The sequence below is a fragment of the Olivibacter sp. SA151 genome (genome assembly GCF_054130995.1).
Genome location: NZ_CP096391.1, coordinates 1797047 through 1814260, shown reverse-complemented (window position 1 = coordinate 1814260; position 17214 = coordinate 1797047). Strand labels below are relative to the sequence as shown.

19 protein-coding genes are annotated in these 17214 nt (G+C 41.4%); 9 read left to right on the top strand and 10 right to left on the bottom strand.

Annotated features, from left to right (window positions below):
- Nucleotides 1-13: 13 nt before the first annotated feature.
- On the top strand, nucleotides 14-481 hold the full coding sequence (locus tag M1D52_RS07235) for a DUF1572 domain-containing protein (RefSeq protein ID WP_437391985.1): 468 nt from the start codon (nucleotides 14-16) through the stop codon (nucleotides 479-481).
- A gap of 219 nt (nucleotides 482-700) precedes the next feature.
- Complete coding sequence (locus M1D52_RS07230; protein ID WP_437391984.1) at nucleotides 701-3085, top strand: ABC transporter permease; 2385 nt, start codon at nucleotides 701-703, stop codon at nucleotides 3083-3085.
- A 625-nt stretch (nucleotides 3086-3710) separates the two neighbouring features.
- Here M1D52_RS07230 and M1D52_RS07225 read toward each other — a convergent pair.
- Together M1D52_RS07225 and M1D52_RS07220 are read right to left on the bottom strand one after the other, a co-directional pair.
- On the bottom strand, nucleotides 3711-4532 hold the full coding sequence (locus tag M1D52_RS07225; protein WP_437391982.1) for an alpha/beta fold hydrolase: 822 nt from the start codon (nucleotides 4530-4532) through the stop codon (nucleotides 3711-3713).
- Between the two features lie 283 nt (nucleotides 4533-4815).
- Nucleotides 4816-5154: a winged helix-turn-helix transcriptional regulator gene (locus M1D52_RS07220; RefSeq protein ID WP_437391980.1), complete on the bottom strand. Its 339-nt coding sequence runs from the start codon at nucleotides 5152-5154 to the stop codon at nucleotides 4816-4818.
- Nucleotides 5155-5265: 111 nt separating this feature from the next.
- On the opposite strand from M1D52_RS07220, the gene M1D52_RS07215 reads away from it, so the two are divergent.
- Both M1D52_RS07215 and rhuM read left to right on the top strand, forming a co-directional pair.
- A complete protein-coding gene (locus M1D52_RS07215; RefSeq protein WP_437391979.1) occupies nucleotides 5266-5637 on the top strand; it encodes a DoxX family protein in 372 nt (123 codons plus the stop codon).
- 180 nt (nucleotides 5638-5817) lie between these two features.
- The gene (gene rhuM, locus M1D52_RS07210; protein ID WP_437393123.1) at nucleotides 5818-5991 is read left to right on the top strand and encodes a RhuM family protein; all 174 of its coding nucleotides are present in this window, start codon (nucleotides 5818-5820) and stop codon (nucleotides 5989-5991) included.
- A 7-nt stretch (nucleotides 5992-5998) separates the two neighbouring features.
- Here the strand turns inward: rhuM and M1D52_RS07205 are convergent, their stop codons facing one another.
- The 3 genes from M1D52_RS07205 to M1D52_RS07195 all read right to left on the bottom strand — a co-directional run bounded on the left by M1D52_RS07205 (nucleotide 5999) and on the right by M1D52_RS07195 (nucleotide 7677).
- Nucleotides 5999-6481 carry a hypothetical protein gene (locus M1D52_RS07205; protein ID WP_437391978.1) on the bottom strand — a complete coding sequence of 161 codons (483 nt, stop codon included), beginning with the start codon at nucleotides 6479-6481 and terminating at the stop codon, nucleotides 5999-6001.
- 298 nt (nucleotides 6482-6779) lie between these two features.
- Nucleotides 6780-7244 carry a hypothetical protein gene (locus M1D52_RS07200; RefSeq protein WP_437391977.1) on the bottom strand — a complete coding sequence of 155 codons (465 nt, stop codon included), beginning with the start codon at nucleotides 7242-7244 and terminating at the stop codon, nucleotides 6780-6782.
- 124 nt (nucleotides 7245-7368) lie between these two features.
- The gene (locus tag M1D52_RS07195; RefSeq protein WP_437393122.1) at nucleotides 7369-7677 is read right to left on the bottom strand and encodes a DUF1016 N-terminal domain-containing protein; all 309 of its coding nucleotides are present in this window, start codon (nucleotides 7675-7677) and stop codon (nucleotides 7369-7371) included.
- A gap of 172 nt (nucleotides 7678-7849) precedes the next feature.
- Here M1D52_RS07195 and M1D52_RS07190 point away from each other — a divergent pair, with 172 nt between their 5' ends.
- Nucleotides 7850-8845, top strand: a complete 996-nt coding sequence (locus tag M1D52_RS07190) for an SDR family NAD(P)-dependent oxidoreductase (RefSeq protein WP_437391975.1) — start codon at nucleotides 7850-7852, stop codon at nucleotides 8843-8845.
- A gap of 148 nt (nucleotides 8846-8993) precedes the next feature.
- A complete protein-coding gene (locus M1D52_RS07185) occupies nucleotides 8994-9842 on the top strand; it encodes an AraC family transcriptional regulator (protein WP_437391974.1) in 849 nt (282 codons plus the stop codon).
- Between the two features lie 156 nt (nucleotides 9843-9998).
- Here M1D52_RS07185 and M1D52_RS07180 read toward each other — a convergent pair whose 3' ends face one another.
- From M1D52_RS07180 to M1D52_RS07170, 3 genes are all read right to left on the bottom strand, one after another.
- A complete protein-coding gene (locus tag M1D52_RS07180) occupies nucleotides 9999-10826 on the bottom strand; it encodes an NAD-dependent epimerase/dehydratase family protein (RefSeq protein ID WP_437391972.1) in 828 nt (275 codons plus the stop codon).
- A 63-nt stretch (nucleotides 10827-10889) separates the two neighbouring features.
- The gene (locus M1D52_RS07175; protein ID WP_437391970.1) at nucleotides 10890-11744 is read right to left on the bottom strand and encodes an AraC family transcriptional regulator; all 855 of its coding nucleotides are present in this window, start codon (nucleotides 11742-11744) and stop codon (nucleotides 10890-10892) included.
- 87 nt (nucleotides 11745-11831) lie between these two features.
- Nucleotides 11832-12248, bottom strand: a complete 417-nt coding sequence (locus M1D52_RS07170) for a Cif family virulence factor (RefSeq protein WP_013668200.1) — start codon at nucleotides 12246-12248, stop codon at nucleotides 11832-11834.
- A gap of 85 nt (nucleotides 12249-12333) precedes the next feature.
- On the opposite strand from M1D52_RS07170, the gene M1D52_RS07165 reads away from it, so the two are divergent.
- Nucleotides 12334-12681 carry a winged helix-turn-helix transcriptional regulator gene (locus M1D52_RS07165; RefSeq protein WP_130856597.1) on the top strand — a complete coding sequence of 116 codons (348 nt, stop codon included), beginning with the start codon at nucleotides 12334-12336 and terminating at the stop codon, nucleotides 12679-12681.
- 132 nt (nucleotides 12682-12813) lie between these two features.
- Here the strand turns inward: M1D52_RS07165 and M1D52_RS07160 are convergent, their stop codons facing one another.
- Both M1D52_RS07160 and M1D52_RS07155 read right to left on the bottom strand, forming a co-directional pair.
- Nucleotides 12814-14007 (bottom strand): MFS transporter, encoded by a 1194-nt coding sequence (locus M1D52_RS07160; protein WP_437391968.1) that lies wholly within the window; start codon nucleotides 14005-14007, stop codon nucleotides 12814-12816.
- A 97-nt stretch (nucleotides 14008-14104) separates the two neighbouring features.
- Entirely contained in the window at nucleotides 14105-15052 is a 948-nt protein-coding gene (locus M1D52_RS07155; protein WP_437391967.1) for a helix-turn-helix domain-containing protein, read from the bottom strand.
- Between the two features lie 259 nt (nucleotides 15053-15311).
- Here M1D52_RS07155 and M1D52_RS07150 point away from each other — a divergent pair, with 259 nt between their 5' ends.
- Nucleotides 15312-16316: an aldo/keto reductase gene (locus M1D52_RS07150; protein WP_437391966.1), complete on the top strand. Its 1005-nt coding sequence runs from the start codon at nucleotides 15312-15314 to the stop codon at nucleotides 16314-16316.
- A gap of 8 nt (nucleotides 16317-16324) precedes the next feature.
- On the top strand, nucleotides 16325-17212 hold the full coding sequence (locus M1D52_RS07145) for a helix-turn-helix domain-containing protein (RefSeq protein WP_377477736.1): 888 nt from the start codon (nucleotides 16325-16327) through the stop codon (nucleotides 17210-17212).
- The last annotated feature ends 2 nt before the right edge of the window (nucleotides 17213-17214 follow it).

The window sequence follows — 17214 nt, the reverse complement described above, 5'->3', positions numbered from 1 at the left end:
CTGATGCTCTACCATGAATATGCAAACTGAACTAGCCAATAGATTTCGCGAAGTAATTTTAAGCGGAACTTGGATTGCCAATACAAATTTTAAGGATCAGCTGCAAAACCTTGACTGGAAAATTGCTACGGCAAAATTTCGGGATCTTAATACGATAGCTGTACTTGCCCAACATGTTCATTATTATATTAATGGCATCAAGGAGGTTTTACTTGGCGGTGAATTAGAAATCAGTGACAAGTTCAGTTTTGATTTTCCATCCATCGAATCACAGCAGCAATGGGAAACATTTCTGTCTAGATTCTGGAGCGACTCGGAAGTCTTTGCAGAGCTATTGGAAAAACTTTCTGAGGAAAAACTTAACGCGCATTTTGTAGCGGAAAAATACGGTACTTATTTAAGAAATATTGATGGGATGATTGAGCATAGCTACTACCATTTGGGACAAATTGTATTATTAAAAAAATGCCTGATGCACTGATATAAACCTTCTTTCGATCAACGGTAGTAGGAAAATAGTTCTTTTGTATGGTGAAAATGTCCGAAATCGAACGGAAAGTGTTCGATTTCGGACATAACATTAACGGACAAAAAGCTTTAAACTCTAAAAGACAACCACTTATGCTTTATAAAAAAATTGGTTGATTTTTAGCTTAATCAACAAAAGGTCATCAGATGTCACCTGAATAATGATTAGCCCATGATAAGAAACTATATCAAAGTTGCCTTACGGAACATTAAAACGCACAAATCCTTTGCTGTCATCAATGTTTTCGGACTTTCTTTGGGAATTGCATGTACCCTAATAATTTATTCGTTGTTAAGCTATCACCTGAGCTTTGATAATTTTCATAAAAACTCGGGCAACATTTATCGATTGGTAACTGAGTGGCACGGCGAAACGATCGGCCGATCAACAGGTGTTCCCGGTCCTTTGGGCAAGGCTTTCCGCGAAGATTTTGAATTTGATCAATATACGGCACGAATAGTCAATTATCGCAATATATTAGTGTCTCTACCTCAAAGTAAGGAAAGAAAGAAATTTGAGGAAAGCACCGGTTGTGCTTATACCGAACCTTCTTTCTTTTCCATTTTTAATTATCCCTTGCTTCAGGGCGATGTTAAAACGATTCTTAACAGGCCCAATGAGGCTGTGATCACTGAAAAACTCGCTAAAAAATATTTCGGTGATCAGAGCCCCTTAGGCAAAACCTTGAGAATAGAGAACAGGACGGATTTCATTATTACGGGAGTTTTAAAAGACTTACCTCCCAATACCAACTTACGACAGGAGATCTTCTTATCTTTCGCTAATTTGAAGGATGAAAATCCTTACCTGATGAAAGATGACAATTGGGCAGGTGTTTACAGCGGATGTGAGGCTTATACGCTGTTAAAGCCTGATGTAAGCGTAAACCATGTGAACCGTGCACTTCGAACCACTTCTGCAAAATACTATAGTGATAAAGATGCAAAAATCTGGCGCTTTAAATTGCAAGCGCTAAGCGATATACACTTTAATCCGGATTTGGGTGGATTGAATATAAAATATTTGTGGGCTCTGGCTATCATCGGCATATTTCTTTTAGCAACAGCCTGCATTAATTTCATCAATCTGGCAACCGCGCAGGCATTAAATCGGTCAAAAGAGATTGGTATAAGAAAGGTTCTGGGCGGTAAAAGAAAGTCGATATTCTGGCAGTTTATTACTGAAACGGGAATTATAGCTTTGCTGGCCGTCGTAGTTGCCTATGAACTGGCACAGATAACTCTTCCGGGAGTGAACAATCTTTTTCAGTCAAAAATCACGCTCAGTTTATTTGATAATTGGCATACACCTCTCTTTTTACTTATTATATTAATAATGGTTATCTTTTTATCCGGCGCCTATCCGGGTTTGGTTCTCTCGGGCTTTCGCCCGATCCAGGCTTTGAAAAGTAAAATTAGCCAGAAAGATGTAGGTGGATTTTCATTAAGACGGATACTGGTAATTGGCCAATTTGCCATAGCCCAAATACTTATCATCGGTGTCATTATTGTTGCAGGACAGATTAATTATGTTAAAAACACAGACTTGGGCTTTAATAAAGACGCCATCGTCAACATTCCGATTCCGGAAAAAAGTAAGGCAAATCTCATTAGAGACCGCTTTGCTGAGCTAAGTGGGGTGCAAAATATAAGCTTGAATTTCCAACCTCCTGCTGCAAATTCTAACAATAGCACCGGCGTGCGTTTTGACAATCGTGCAGAAGGCGAGCCCTGGGGGATCAACGAAAAATGCGCAGATGATCAATACCTTTCTACATTTGACATAAAATTAGTTGCAGGACGTAATTTTTTCCCTTCCGATACAACGCGTGAATTTCTTGTAAACGAAACTTTCGTTAAAAAACTGAATCTGAAATCAGCTAACGACGTTTTGGGTAAGCAGCTTGATGTGGGGCCCGGCGCTTATCGAGGAACGATCGTGGGAGTTATACAGGACTTTTACCTTTACTCTTTCCGTGCAGAAAAAGATGCGCTCTGCATAATGCCTGACACGGGTTATTACAGCAATTGTTCTGTTAAACTGGCAGGGAACCAATTAGTATCAACGTTGGCGTCCTTTGAAAAAATCTGGAACGAAACTTTTCCGGATTACGTTTATTCTTATCAATTTATGGATGACTCCATAGCCAGATTTTATGAGCTGGATAATATCATGTTGCGTTTAATACAGAGTTTCGGACTTGTGGCCATTTTGATAGGTTGCTTAGGTCTGTATGGGTTGATTGCCTTTATGGCTTTAAATAAGACGAAGGAAATCGGAGTTCGCAAAGTATTGGGGGCCAGCATAACAAACATTGTATGGATTTTTGGAAAAGAATTTAGCCGTTTACTGCTTGTTGCTTTTATTATCGCCGCACCGATAGCTTGGTGGGGTATGGATAAATATCTGCAGGATTTTTCTTATCGGATTGATATCGGTTTGGGAACCTTCTTCTTGGCTATTTCGTTAACTTTCATTATAGCCGCTATCACCGTGGCCTATAGATCTATAAAAGCGGCAACGGTTAATCCTATAAATAGTTTAAGAAGCGAGTGATCAGCTCGCCTCTCCCCATTCTGCCATCATCTTTGTTGATTGGATAGTGCAGATTTATAAATTAAATGATATTTCACATAATATATGAAAATTTGAAGAACACAATCTCTACTCCTACCATGCTTCAGATATAAACTAAATCGGTTCTGTTTTTGAGTTTTTACGGAAAGACGTAAGTTTATGATTATTTATTTACTATCCGTTTCCTCAGGGCTGTCAATGATACCTTTACTCACTGCTTGTAGGGCTATCTGGATTTGGCAACTTGGGGCGGAACTATGGGAGTAGATATAACAATTATTGCCGAACGTAAAAACCTACTCCGGAGACACGGGAATCAACCGACGAACCGTGGCTTTCATCATATCAGAGGTTATACGTGAACCAGAGCTAAAATAAAGACCAGGTAATCGGAAGCCCACTTATTCTGCGGGCTTCCGACGGCTACGATTCGTTGTTTGTCGGTTGCTTATTCTTTTCTGTATACCGATCAACCATAAAGTACAGCAGCGTGGTAAAAACAAGCTGGAAAGGCACCAAGACCAGAATGGTTGGCAAAGCATATTCTATTCTGGTTTGGGTATGAAAATTTGGAACAGACCGCCACTATAATGATTATGTTCGATTAAGACCGGATAAATTCCAAAAGGTCTTTATTAATAGTCTGATGCTCTGTGGTAGGCATTCCGTGCGAGAAACCAGGGTAAGTAATCAGCTTCCCGTTTTTCAGCAGCTTCGCAGATTTTATAGCTGAATTCTCTATTGGTACGATTTGGTCATCTTCACCGTGCAACACTAAGACCGGAATATCAACTGCCTTTAAATCTTCTGTAAAATCAGTTTCTGAAAAAGCTTTAATTCCATCATAGTGGGCAACGATGCCGCCCATCATTCCTTGCCGCCACCAGTTTCTCTGCACACCTTCCTTTATATCTGCACCTTCACGGTTATAGCCATAGAAAGGGAAAGTTAAGTCAATATAAAATTGGCTTCTATTATTTAATGTCTGTTCTCTGATATTTTCAAATACTTCCATTGGAACACCATCAGGATTAGATTCACTTTTTACCATAACAGGCGGAACTGCACTGATTAAAACAGCTTTCTTCGCTCTACCTTTGGCATACTTGTTTACATAACGGATTACTTCACCACCACCTGTGGAGTGGCCTATGTGTACCACTTCTTTTAACCCCAAAAACTCAACCAGCTCAGCCGCGTCAGAAGCGTATTGCTCGATAGTGTGACCATAAATATTCTGGCTGGAACGGCCGTGACCTCTTCTGTCATGCGCGATTACACGATAGCCTTTTTGTAAAAAGAAAATCACCTGTGCATCCCAGTCGTCTGAAGATAATGGCCATCCATGATGAAACATCAAAACCGGGCCTTCTCCCTGGTCTTTGTAAAAAATCTCTGTTCCGTCTTTTAATTTTAGCGTGCTCATTTTTCTTAAATTTTTAAAGTTTGTGATAGTTAATGTCAAGTAACCTTGCCCTAATTCTTTAGCAAAAGTAGTGCAACCAAATGCATTCGATCTTAATCTAGGTTAAGATCGCAAAAATTAATTGTAATAAATCCGATCGGCTCACTATGCCTGCATAAAGTATGCTATCTATAAATCCCCGGGAGGTGTCTTCACTTTGATAAGATTTCAGTAAATAAAGGCAACTTCAGACGTTTGAACAAAGCCTGACTTTGATTGCCTACAGGAAAGAGTTTACAAAATCTTATTTGCCAAGTACGGTTTGCCGATGACGCAGCCCCCAGTAATGCAGTTCCTTCAATACATTTTCCAACGACATACCGTGTTCTGTAATGGAATATTCAACTGTGGGCGGAAAGGTATCATACACGTTACGATTGATGAGCAGATTGGTCTCCAAAGACTTTAATTCTTTAGACAGTGTTTTATCCGTAATGCCTGAAACCTCACGGGATATTTGTTTGAACCGTAACGGCCCATCTGATAGTGCAAATAAGATCAACAATTTCCATCTTCCTTCCAGGGCTTCCAGTGCGTCACTGATGGACAACATAGTTTTAGGGCAGCCTCCTTCTTCTAACATATGCTAATTTTTTTAACGATACTTCCCGTTTGGATAGTGCTTTCCGAATGGGAAGTAATATCAATCAGATAGCTAATGTAAATAATTTTGCCTACATATAATTTTGAATTGATGATGAGAAAAACATTAAACGTAATTTGTTGGATTGTGCAAGGTTTACTTGCCATTACATTGGTATGGGCAGGATATACTAAATTGTTTACCGTCGGAGACAAATTGGCTGAAATGTGGCCGTGGACTGCTGAATACCCGTCTTTGGTAATTGTAGCTGGAATCGCTGATATTTTGTTGGGAATAGGTATCATATTACCGTCTTTATTAAAAATCAGACCTCAATGGATCACTTATTCAGCGATTGGTATAGTATCGCTTATGATATCAGCAGCGGTGTTCCATATTTCCCGTGGAGAAATTTCGGATATTGGCATTAATGTATTCGTATTACTATTGGCAGGATTTGTAGTCTGGGTGAAGGAAGACTGAAAAGTTATCTGCTTTCCGTTTACAAAACGATTGTCAGAAATATAAACTAAAATAACTTCGGACGTTCGAACAAAGCTGGATTATATCAGTTGTAAAACCTACAACTTCTCTGCTACCGCTAGGGGGCAGTTTTAGACTTTCGGCAATGACATGATTGGCTACGCCTACTTTTTTTAAAGACTGTACAGAGACCGATTTCCCACGAATCAAGAGCTGGAGGAACAGTCAACTGTTCGGAAATTCCGAACAGTTCAAGTAGAGGGAAATCGAAAGGTGGAGAGGGATAGGATACATTATAATTTAGACGTTATCATTTCAGTTGGCTACCGCGTTAATCCTAACGCGGTACCTTGATTCATAGTTAAGCTTCTTTTGAAATCCTATAGTCTTGTTCATGCCGATCGATGAAAAAGTAAGTAAGTGACGTAAATACAAGACTAAATAAAGCTGCCAAACCCGGATAGAGCAAATTGACATACCAGGAATCTGTCACAAATAGATTCATTACAAAGCAACCCAGCATAACAATGTAGAACATAAACAATACGAATAGCGTAAGGAATTTTCTGTAAAAAGTATAGCTTCTACCTGCTTTCCGCTCGTGATCTTTGATCAATTGGAAAGGCAATAAAAGGAAAATCAAGCAAACAAAATAAAGCAGAAAAAAGACCCCATAGTCATAAATAGAAGTTAAGTATTCATAAAATGATGCGAACTGTTGTCCGTTCGTTTCATATTTACCCGATATCAGCGCTTTGAAAATACCTTGTAAAGCGCCCACATGCAATACGATGGGTGACAATAAAGCCAAAAGCAGATTTAATGTTATTTTTCTTAAAGTCATGTAAATAGAACTTTATCCGATCCGGGCAATCTCACTTAATATCCCCCCTTTCACAAATGGTCTTACAGGACAATTAGCCGTCATATAGGGTAGTTGATTTACCAAAGAAACTGTTCAATTATTACTTAAACATTATGCTGTTATTACTTTTATGAAGAAAGGTATCGTAGCAGAACGAGAATCAACACTTCAAGTGTGGCGGCCGGTGGTAGGAACTGGCTGTCGCGCCTTAGCATATAAAACAGAAAAGCCATCTCTTTGAAAGGAATGGCTTAAATATCTATTAATGGAATATCCTTTAGTGCTTTTTCTTGGCCAAATCGGCACGAACTTTTTGGACAAAGTCTATCGAAACTTTGGCCGCCTTCGCCGCTTGCTCATCTGTAAAGCCAAAGTCTACTATAAGGTTCTCCACCACATCATAGCTTTTTTTTACCTCACCCTCTGCTTTTCCTCTTGCCTCACCTCTACGGTAAAGAAAATCCCTTTCTTCTTTAAAAAACTTACTTACTGCTTCCATAGCTTTTTCAAATTGAGTTGCTATATTGCTACGCAACTGTACAAATATACGTAATTGTTTGAAGTATCGACTTTCAGCGAATTCGCCTTCTGTCTTAAATTTTATATCCTCAATAATCTCTTTGATAATGGTATATCCATCATTGTTTCCAAGAACCTCTCGGACAATGACAGGCAAGGTCATTTCCAGATTCTCCTTTATAATCTTATCATATTGATTCGCTTGCGATTTACTTTGGCTCATTCAGATTTAGGTATGGCACGAATATACAAAATCTAATTTTTTTAGCAAAAAAAATAAACAAATAGCTTGCAATTTAATTGTGTACTATTCGCCATTGCTCTTCGAAAATACAGCTCTTTCCTATTCAGTTTCTTGCTACAGCCAGAACACTTTCCTTATCATTGCTCATCAAAAGACGTTCGTATAAACTGCTATAAATCTGCCTTTCCAGCTGAAGTACCGACCAGTTATTTTTGATGCTTTCAGCGATATAAAACTCTCTCTGTTCATCGGTATCGAGGCCCAATAATAATTTATATTGATTCCAACTCAATTGCGAATACGGTGTATTCGCAATTGGAAATGTATGATAGAGCTGTCTATAGAGTTCCATTTGCTTTTTCGAAAAGCTGCTGTCATATTCAGGCTCTAACGTTTTGGCAATACATTCTATAATGTACTTGATATCTGTAAGCCCTTTGTATTGAAAGCCGATGACTTACTCTTGCATATGCCATCAAAAACAATGGACTTTTAAACAAAGCAACTTCGGACGTTTGAACAAAGCCGGACTTTGATTGCCTGTTTACCTTTGTTTCATCAATAACGAATAAAATTTCTAAAAGATGGAAAAGAACAATTATCAGGGAGCATTGCAACAGCCAATAGGCTCGGGCTTCAACGCGGAATCAACAGCAGCAGACATCATCAAAGGTATTGACCTTTCAGGAAAAATCGCCGTTATAACAGGTGGTAACACAGGTATCGGTCAGGAAACCACCAAAACATTGGCACAGGCCGGGGCAACTGTCATCGTACCGGCAAGAGATGTAGAAAAAGCAAAACGTAACCTGGATGGAATCGCCAATGTCGAAATAGAGCCGATGGACCTGATGAATCCGGCTTCTATTGATGCCTTTGCACAAAAGTTTCTGGACTCTGGCAGGCCTCTGCATCTGCTCATCAACAATGCTGGCATTATGTGGGTACCGCTTCGCCACAACAGCCATGGTATTGAATCACAACTGGCGACCAATTACCTGGCACAATTCCGGTTAACAGCAAAGCTATGGCCTGCTCTCAAACAAGCGAATGGTGCCAGGGTCATCAATGTATCTTCCCACGGTCACCAGTTCGGAACCTTCGATTTTGATGACCCCAACTTTCAGCATCGTACATACGAAACATTACAGGCGTATGGTCAATCTAAAACGGCTAGTAATTTGTTCGCGCTTGAACTGGACAATCGGGCCAAAGCCTTCAATATACGGGCATACAGCCTGCATCCGGGTTCCATTGCGGGAACTGAACTTGGAAGAGAAGCACCCTTGGAATTATTTGTAAAAATGGGCTTTGTGGACGAACAGGGTAATATGTTGCCCGAAGTCCTGGCTTCACTCAAAACGATACCGCAGGGTGCTGCCACAACGGTATGGTGTGCCACTACGCCTTTGCTTGATAATATTGGTGGTGTGTACTGTGAGGATGCAGATGTTGCACCGTTAGCATCCGACAGCGGGCCATCTCGGGGCGTAAAACGCTATTCGTTGGACGAAGCTGATGCCAAACGCCTGTGGAAATGGAGCGAAGAAACCAGCGGCATCTCTTTTCCAATGAGTTAATATCAAACTAAAGGGAATAAAAACGTTGAAAGATAAATCTGTCTGCCTTTCTTCGAAAGTTTAACAGGACTTTTAAACAAAGTAGATTAACTGATATTCTTTACTTTTACAGTAATTTTTCCGTACGGGATTACAATAAGAAACAGCTATGCAATACGAAGCCAAATACATAACGGATGATATCAAACTTTCCTGTTACGAGGATAAGTTTTTCAAATCAGACATTCTGTTTGAGCACCATATGCTAATCTGGTTCATTTCGGGCGAAACAAAAATTGTTCTGGCAGATGCGACTTATATTTTTAGAGAGGGTGATATTTTCCTGATTCCAAGAAACCAGCTCGCAACCATCATTAATTATCCCAAAGACGGCAAACCGCATCAGACAGTCGTGATGCATCTTTCCACAGCGAGATTAAGGGGTTTTTATGCCAATCAGAATGGAGTTGCCAAAATCTTGGAACCGCCGAAAATCTATCATTTCAACAATCATCCGCTGCTGGAAAGTTGTTTATCTTCCCTGGTCCCGTATTTTGAAATGAACGAGCTGCCGGAGCATATCGCGTCATTAAAAATTACGGAGGCCATTAGTATCCTGAGGGCGATTGACAAAAGCATAGACAACATACTGACCAATTTTGAAGAACCGGGAAAAATTGATCTGACCGACTATATGGAAAAGAACTTTATGTTTAACCTTCCCCTGGAAAAATTCGCTTACCTGACTGGGAGAAGCCTCACTACCTTTAAAAGAGACTTCAGCAAAGTGTTTCATACTACCCCACAACGGTGGCTCACGCAAAAGCGGCTGGAACTGGCGCATTATCAGTTTACGGAAAAACAGAAGCGCCCGATTGACGTCTGTTACGAAACAGGCTTTGAAAACCTGTCGCACTTTTCGTACGCATTTAAGAAACATTTTGGCTATGCCCCAACTGAATTGCTGAACCAACCTCCCGAGCCCGCCGCAAACTTTAAATCCACGCCCGAACATTGAAACTTAAAATAATGCAAGGAGACAAGGGTTTGCCATAGCGGCTCATATGCGGGTAGTCAAATCTGGTAGGATAGTTATGTGCAGAAATAGCTCAGGTTACGCGCCGGTGAAACACGGATGTAATTCCGGCGCGACCAAAAGAAGATCAAGTATTTGTCAGAGCAGGTTTGCTTGTGCCGCCTGATAAACGGTTCTTATCGAAGGTTGAAAGCCCAAGCTACGGGCCAGCGAGGCATCGGCATGAAGATACCAAGGGTTTATCAACGGCTCTGCGGATGAAGTCATCGTTTCGCCAACAAGCTGCAAGAGCTCGTATAATGTCGTTGGGGCCTCATCTGCGATATTGACCACTCGCCCGTCCATGATCCCTTGCAAAGCCATGATGATAGCCGTGTATATATCGCGATGGTGGATGGTGCTCATCCGCATAGCCGGATGAAATTTTGCAGCAACCACATGTTTAGGCAATTCTTCCAGGTGGCCGTCACCATCCCCATAAACAAATGGGAAGCGCAGAACAGACCAGTTCAATCCGCTTTCACTCAACTCTTTTTCTGCAGCAACTTTGCTGGCCGGATAGGCATGTTGCGGGTTAAGCGCATCATCCTCCCGACCGGGGTGCGGGCTATTTATATCATAAACATGGCTGGTACTTGCAAATATGAAGCGGGCATCAGGGGCGTTGCTTTTTACGGCATCAATGAGATTGCGAGTACCTTCCAGATTACTTTTCCAGATCAGGTCCATATCCGTTGACCGGAACACGGCTGCCAGGTGAATAACAGCTACGGTGTCTTTTACAGCTTCTTGAAGTGTCGCCGGATCAAACAAGTCGCCTTGCACAGCCGTTACTCCGGTCGCGACTTCTTTGCCACGTACCAGTGCAAAACAATCATATCCCGCTTTAACAAGGCGAGGCAAAAGCCTTGACCCAACTAACCCGGTTGCACCGGTTAGCAATATTTTACCAAATTGTTTGTCCATAATTAAATCGTTTTGGACAAAAGTGCGGCTAATGTACTAGTAAGATTCGGACAAAAACCGCTTTTACAAGGACAAATCCCGGTAAAAAGCGGCTATCGTTTTACCGGTTACCTTTTTGAACAGACGCGAAAAATAACTCGGGTCATTAAAGCCGAGCTCAAATGCCAGTTCCTTTACAGATGTATTTTGGTTATTATACATTCTGCGTCTGGCCTCCATGATCAAACGATCTGTGATGAATTCCTTAGGTGAAACGCCGGAATGCTGTTTTACGATTCTATACAAACAATCTGTGCTTAAGGCCAGCTTATCGGCAATCTCCGTGATGGCAGGTTGATCAGTAAGATTATCTTCTACAAATAGTTTGAACCCTAAAAACTTATCAAGACCCGCTGCCGTGTGCTTGTTATGTAATGCATAATAAGCGGCGTTTATTTCTGTAAGCAGGCTGTTCAGGTAAGCCAGAATCAGCTCCGGATCATTTTCGGCAGTACGTAGCAGTTCGTTCAAAATCTTAAACGTATTCCGAAGTCTAAGTGCAGCATCGGGTGGAAAACTGATTTTTTGCCGGTTCAGAGGGTTGAGCAAAAAAGGGAACTTTTTCGGCAATCGCGAAAGGCACCCATCGTCAAACCCCAATTTATAATAGTCTGCGCTATGGCCGGTTGTAGGCAGTTGCCTAAGTTGGTGGGGTAACGCAAAAAAAAGCTCATGTTCGCCTACTTCGATCGTTTTCCCGTCTATGACCTCTTGGCTGTTCCCGCGCAGCACGAAAAGAAAGAAATAATAAGGTAACCGTTGAGCAGAACCGTATTGAACCGCCATCTCTGATGATATATGGCCGAACTCCGGAGAAACGATACGTATAGAGAGCTCTTTGTTCTGGCTCAGATTTTCAGGAAAAGTATTAAGGGGCATAGTTTCTAACGATCACCTTTAAGCGAATTTACCAATTAATCTTTATATTTCATTATAAGTGAGGTGGAACCATTATGCAATTAACTTTTATTCTGTAACGATACTCCCGTCCCAATCTCCTCCATTCGGAACAGAAGTGTGTTGGTGAATTAAAAGCCATTCATTTTTTTCGTCTTTTTTGAAACAGTCTGTTTCTCGGAATAATAAGGTCTTCTTAACATCATTTACGAGTACAATTTCTGCTTTTTGAATGGTGCATACAATGCCAATATCCTTGCTTAGAAATGTGTCCGTGTGAAGAATAGAAATTTTACACGATTTAAAGTTGCTAAAAGTAGTATCAAATTTTTTTATAGCAGGTTGAATACCGCGCGAAGCAAAAGGTGGGATATCGTACCATAAGGCATTTGTTGCCCAATTTTTTGTGCTTTCTAATCCTGATGTAGATTTTGTCATTGCTTCCACCATGGAAACAAGAATTTCTTTATCATCTTTTCTAATCATTATCAATTATCTTTTAGCTAATAGTGCAAATATATTAGCAAGAAAGTATACATTTGATACTTGTATACAAAAGGATACTTAATTTATGACAAATGAAGAAGAAAACCTGTTTCAAGAGAATATCAGGGCGGTACAAGATACAATGTATGTAATTGGTGGTAAATGGAAATTACCAATCATCCTATCTATTTATAAGGGTAACAAGCGTTTTAATGACATAGCTAATTCTATTCCGAAAATTACAAATCGCGTTTTGTCGAAAGAGTTGAAACATTTGGAGGATAATTTTTTGATTAAAAGAACCCTCGTGAACGAATACCCGGTTAAAATCGAATATTCCGTTGTAGACTATACATTTTCGCTTCACGATATTATAAGGCCAATGGAAGTTTGGGGTAAAAAGCATAAAGAGAAAATCAGAAAGGAGTTATAATATTATCAGTTTTTATCTCTTTACTTATTATTACCAAATAGTTTAAATCGGAATCAGATACGTTCCAACTCCTATCCATTTCAGCTTTTTAGGGGCATTAAGCAAGATTTTAAATGGAGAAGAAAGTTATTATTACTTCTCATTTCTAAAAACAAATATCGAACAAACTGCTGCTATCAAAATACTAGCGCCAAATAGCTGAAATGCTCTATCCAGACCGATATTGACGATCAGGCTCAATACGAGACTTCCCAGACCGTAACCTGTGAAAAGGGAAAAAGCGAAAAGTCCGGTAGCAATGCCTTTTTTGGAACTGAATGTAGTGACAATGGCAGCAAACAAAGGATGGGATAAGTCAAATCCTAAAGATAGCAATGCTACTAAAACATGGGATGCGGCAAGGCTGAAATTCTGGCTTAGTAGCAGCACGGTTATACCGCTTAGCGCTAAGCCCACAGGTATTATCTTATTTCTTCCGTAGCGGTCAGCTAACCTGCCCAACAATGGACCCAACAACAGCCCCGGAATACCATAACCTAATAAGGCAAGACCGATCTGAAATTCGTTCAACCCATAATTCTTATAGAAGAAATAACCCAACCAAGCAAAAATACCACTATGGAACATACCGTTGAACATGACATAAAGATAGGTCCGCTTGGCCCTTCCGGTCGACAAAATACGCTGAATAGACAGTATAGTATTATCCCTTTTTTTTACCGCAGCTTTGGTTTTTCCGAAGATGTTCTTTTGCTGCATCAATATCAGAACCAAAATAGCCAATCCGATTGCTGCAACTTCCGCAAAAAGCCATTGCCAACCTATCAGGGAAGTAATTAATGCCCCTGTGGTGGCTCCAAATGCCGTACCACCTGCCATGGCGCCGAAAAAAATGCCGAGGGCGTGACCCCGCTTTTCGTAAGGATAGGAATCACCGATCCAACTAATGGTTGTAGGAGCAACACCGGCAGCACCAATTCCTGTCAATAACCTTAGGAAAATCATCTGGTTGACTCCGTTTACAAAAGCAGTCGACAAGGTAAATAAGCAAAACATAAAAAGGCTAAATACGATAACCCGGAACCTACCGAAGCGGTCGCTAAGTGATGCATATACCAATGTGAACAGTCCATACCCGAGTAAGTAGGCAGGTTCGATAAAACTGACGTGACGGACAGTAGTACCGAACTGCTCGGAAAGCATGGGTAGTAGCGGTGCGACCATAAAGCCTTGAAAAATGATAATGAAAGTAGCCAGTGATACGATATAGACTGGTAGCATAGACGCCTGTACGGCTGTTTCGCCGCTTTTATTTAATTTGCTCATTCTTTTCTTTATTGTAATCGCCCAAATTTCGGGAGGATGAAAAGAATATCGCTTATACCAATTCAGGTGATGATTGGACTTTTTATCGATTTTGGCTTTAGAGTGGGCGCCGTATGAGTTGAAGGGCATCATCACGGTAAGCCGTGGGTGTGATACCCGTCATTTTCTTAAAAAACCGGTTGAAATAAGGTGCTTCATTGAATTGTAGCAGGTCAGCTATTTCCGATACCTGAAGATCCGTATGTGTCAACAGGCTTTTTGCCTCCAGCAATATCTGTTCATGGATATAGTGCAACGCGGTGTGCCCAGTATACTTCTTGACAAGAAAGTTCAAATGACTGGGTGTGAGGTGTAGTTCATCTGCAATATTTTTTACGGTTGGTTTGTGCTCTTTTCTTTTGCTTGGTGCATCGATAGAATAACTATCCAACACTTTCCTGAACCTGATCATAAGGGATGCCTGTTTTAACTGAAAATCTGTTTTTGCCTCTTTGTCTTTATAGTACAGGCGACGGACACTAATAAGCAGCACCCTTAACAGCGGTTGTATCATTTCAAAATTATCCGCATGACCGGATTTCATCTCGCTGAGCAACGTTTCGGCTATATGTCCTACGGCATCCATATCTTCCTGCGATACCCTTAAAATTGAATTGGCTCCGTTCATGAAGAAGGGAAAGTCTTTTTCAAACCTCGGCCCTAGCGGGTCGATTTCCGCAAATTCCGGCGTAAAACAAATGAGGTAGCCATATATGGTTTCCACACGTTGCCAGCTTTCTATCTTGCCCGGATACGCAAAATAGATAGAGTTTGAGGATGTACTTACGGTTTCGTCGGGCAACAGGAATCGGAGCCCCGGTGTTTTGCAAATGACAAGCCGAAAAAAATTTCCACGAAAGAGCGGCATGAACAATAACTTATCTTTTGATTGGTCTTCCATCCGCATAATCGTAAAAAAATTATTCTCAGCCTTCCCGATCCGAAAAGTATCGTAGAAGTCGCTGATTTTATCGAGCCAGGGAATATAGACTTTGGTATTTGGCATAAACTAAAAAGACCACCGTAAATTTAAGTAAAAATTCCTCGTCGGATGTAATTAGGTCTGAAAGCGATGCTCTCAAAAAGTATCCCATTGATGGTTGAGTTAAATGGCATGTCGTTGGACAAGGCAATCTGGTATGCAGATGATGATGGATTTTCGCGGCCAGTTTCTCCAAAGAATTCACTAAATCATCCCTTGATTTGCTTACAAGCTTCAGGGATTTGCATACACGCGCGCAAGTTGGTTTACCGACCTTTGGATCATGGAAATTAAACAAATTGCATTGGGCAGCCAGGGTTTGGTTGTGCCGATGGTCGGCCTGGGCTGTATGGGTATGACGGGTTTTGAAGAAGGCCATATGTACGGGCCTGCGGATGAGCAGGAAGCGATCGCGACGATTCACCGTTCGCTCGAGCTGGGCGGCAATTTCTTGGATACTGCCGATCTGTATGGGCCGCTGAAAAACGAGCAGCTCATTGCGAAGGCAATCAGCGGTAAACGCGATCAGTATATTCTGGCCACCAAGTTTGGCTGGGAGATCGATGACAACAATAAAGTGACTTGGGCCATCAATGGTAAAAGGGATTATGTAAAGAAATCTTTAGAGCGTTCGCTGAAGAATCTCGATACGGATTACATCGATTTGTATTACCTACACCGTCTGGATAAAAATACGCCGATCGAGGAAACGGTGGAAGCCATGGCCGAGCTGGTTAAAGAAGGTAAAGTAGGTTATATCGGTCTGTCGGAAGTATCGTCTGAAACGGTTAAGCGTGCGCATGCCGTACACCCTATCACCGCAGTACAAAGCGAGTATTCTTTATTTGAACGAACGGTGGAAGAACGCGGAGTGTTAGCGACATTAAAGGAACTGGGTATCGGGTTTGTAGCTTACTCACCATTGGGCCGTGGCTTTTTATCGGGACAGATCAAAAGCATCGATGACCTGCCGGAGAACGATTTCCGCAGAGCGATTCCGCGTTTCCAAGGCGAGATGTTTAATAAGAATCTTGAATTGGTCAAGGCAATTGAAGCCATGGCTGAAGAAAAGAACGTAACTTCTTCGCAGCTGGCTTTGGCCTGGATCATGAGCAAGGGAATTTTACCGATCCCGGGAACAAAACGCAGAAAGTACCTGGAGCAAAACCTGGCGGCGACTACCATTGAGTTAACGGAGGCAGAACTTTCACAACTGGAAAGCATCGTACCTTTAGGTACGGACACGGGCACGCCTTATGATGAATTTAGTATGGGTTTAATTGATTAATTTTGTGTATGAACGCAATTAACTCCATATCAGAATTTCACCGACTCCTGTCATTGCCCGAACCTCGCCACCCGCAGGTGAGCGTGATCAATCTGGCGGAAAGTGTTTTTTTGGAAGACGATATCTGGAAAGGTTTCGTTAACCGCTTTTATTGCGTGGCGCTCAAACGCGACGCCAAAGGCAAGATCAGGTACGGGCAGCAGCATTATGATTATGATAAAGGCGTATTGAGTTTTACCGCACCTAACCAGGTGCAACAGCTGGACCTGCAAAATATGGAATGCGGGTCCGGTTATCTCCTGATCTTTCACCCGGACTTCCTGCTACGGCATACGCTGGCGAACAGCATTCATCACTACGGTTTTTTTGATTATGCGGTTAATGAAGCGCTGCACCTGTCGGCCGAGGAAGAAGACGACCTGATCACGATCTTCCATAAAATTGAGAGGGAGTGCCGTCATATCGATAAGCATACGCAGGAGATCATTCTGACGCATATCGAGAGCCTGTTAAAATATTCCAACCGTTTTTATGAACGGCAGTTTTTGACCCGCAAAAATAATAATTCAGCGTTGCTGACCCGGTTCGAGCAGTTGATCGATGATTATTATAACAACGGGGTACAGGGTTTGCTTACGGTACAATATATTGCTGCACAGATGAACCTGTCGCCAAACTACCTGAGCGACCTGCTTCGGGTTCATACCGGACAGAACACACAGCAGCATATTCATGAAAAATTGATCGCGAAAGCTAAAGAAAAACTCTCCACGACCAATCTTTCTGTCAGCGAAATTGCCTATGCATTGGGCTTTGAGCATGCGCAATCCTTTAGCACGCTTTTTAAGAAGAAGACGAATTTATCGCCGCAGGCATTTCGGCAGACTTTTAACTGATT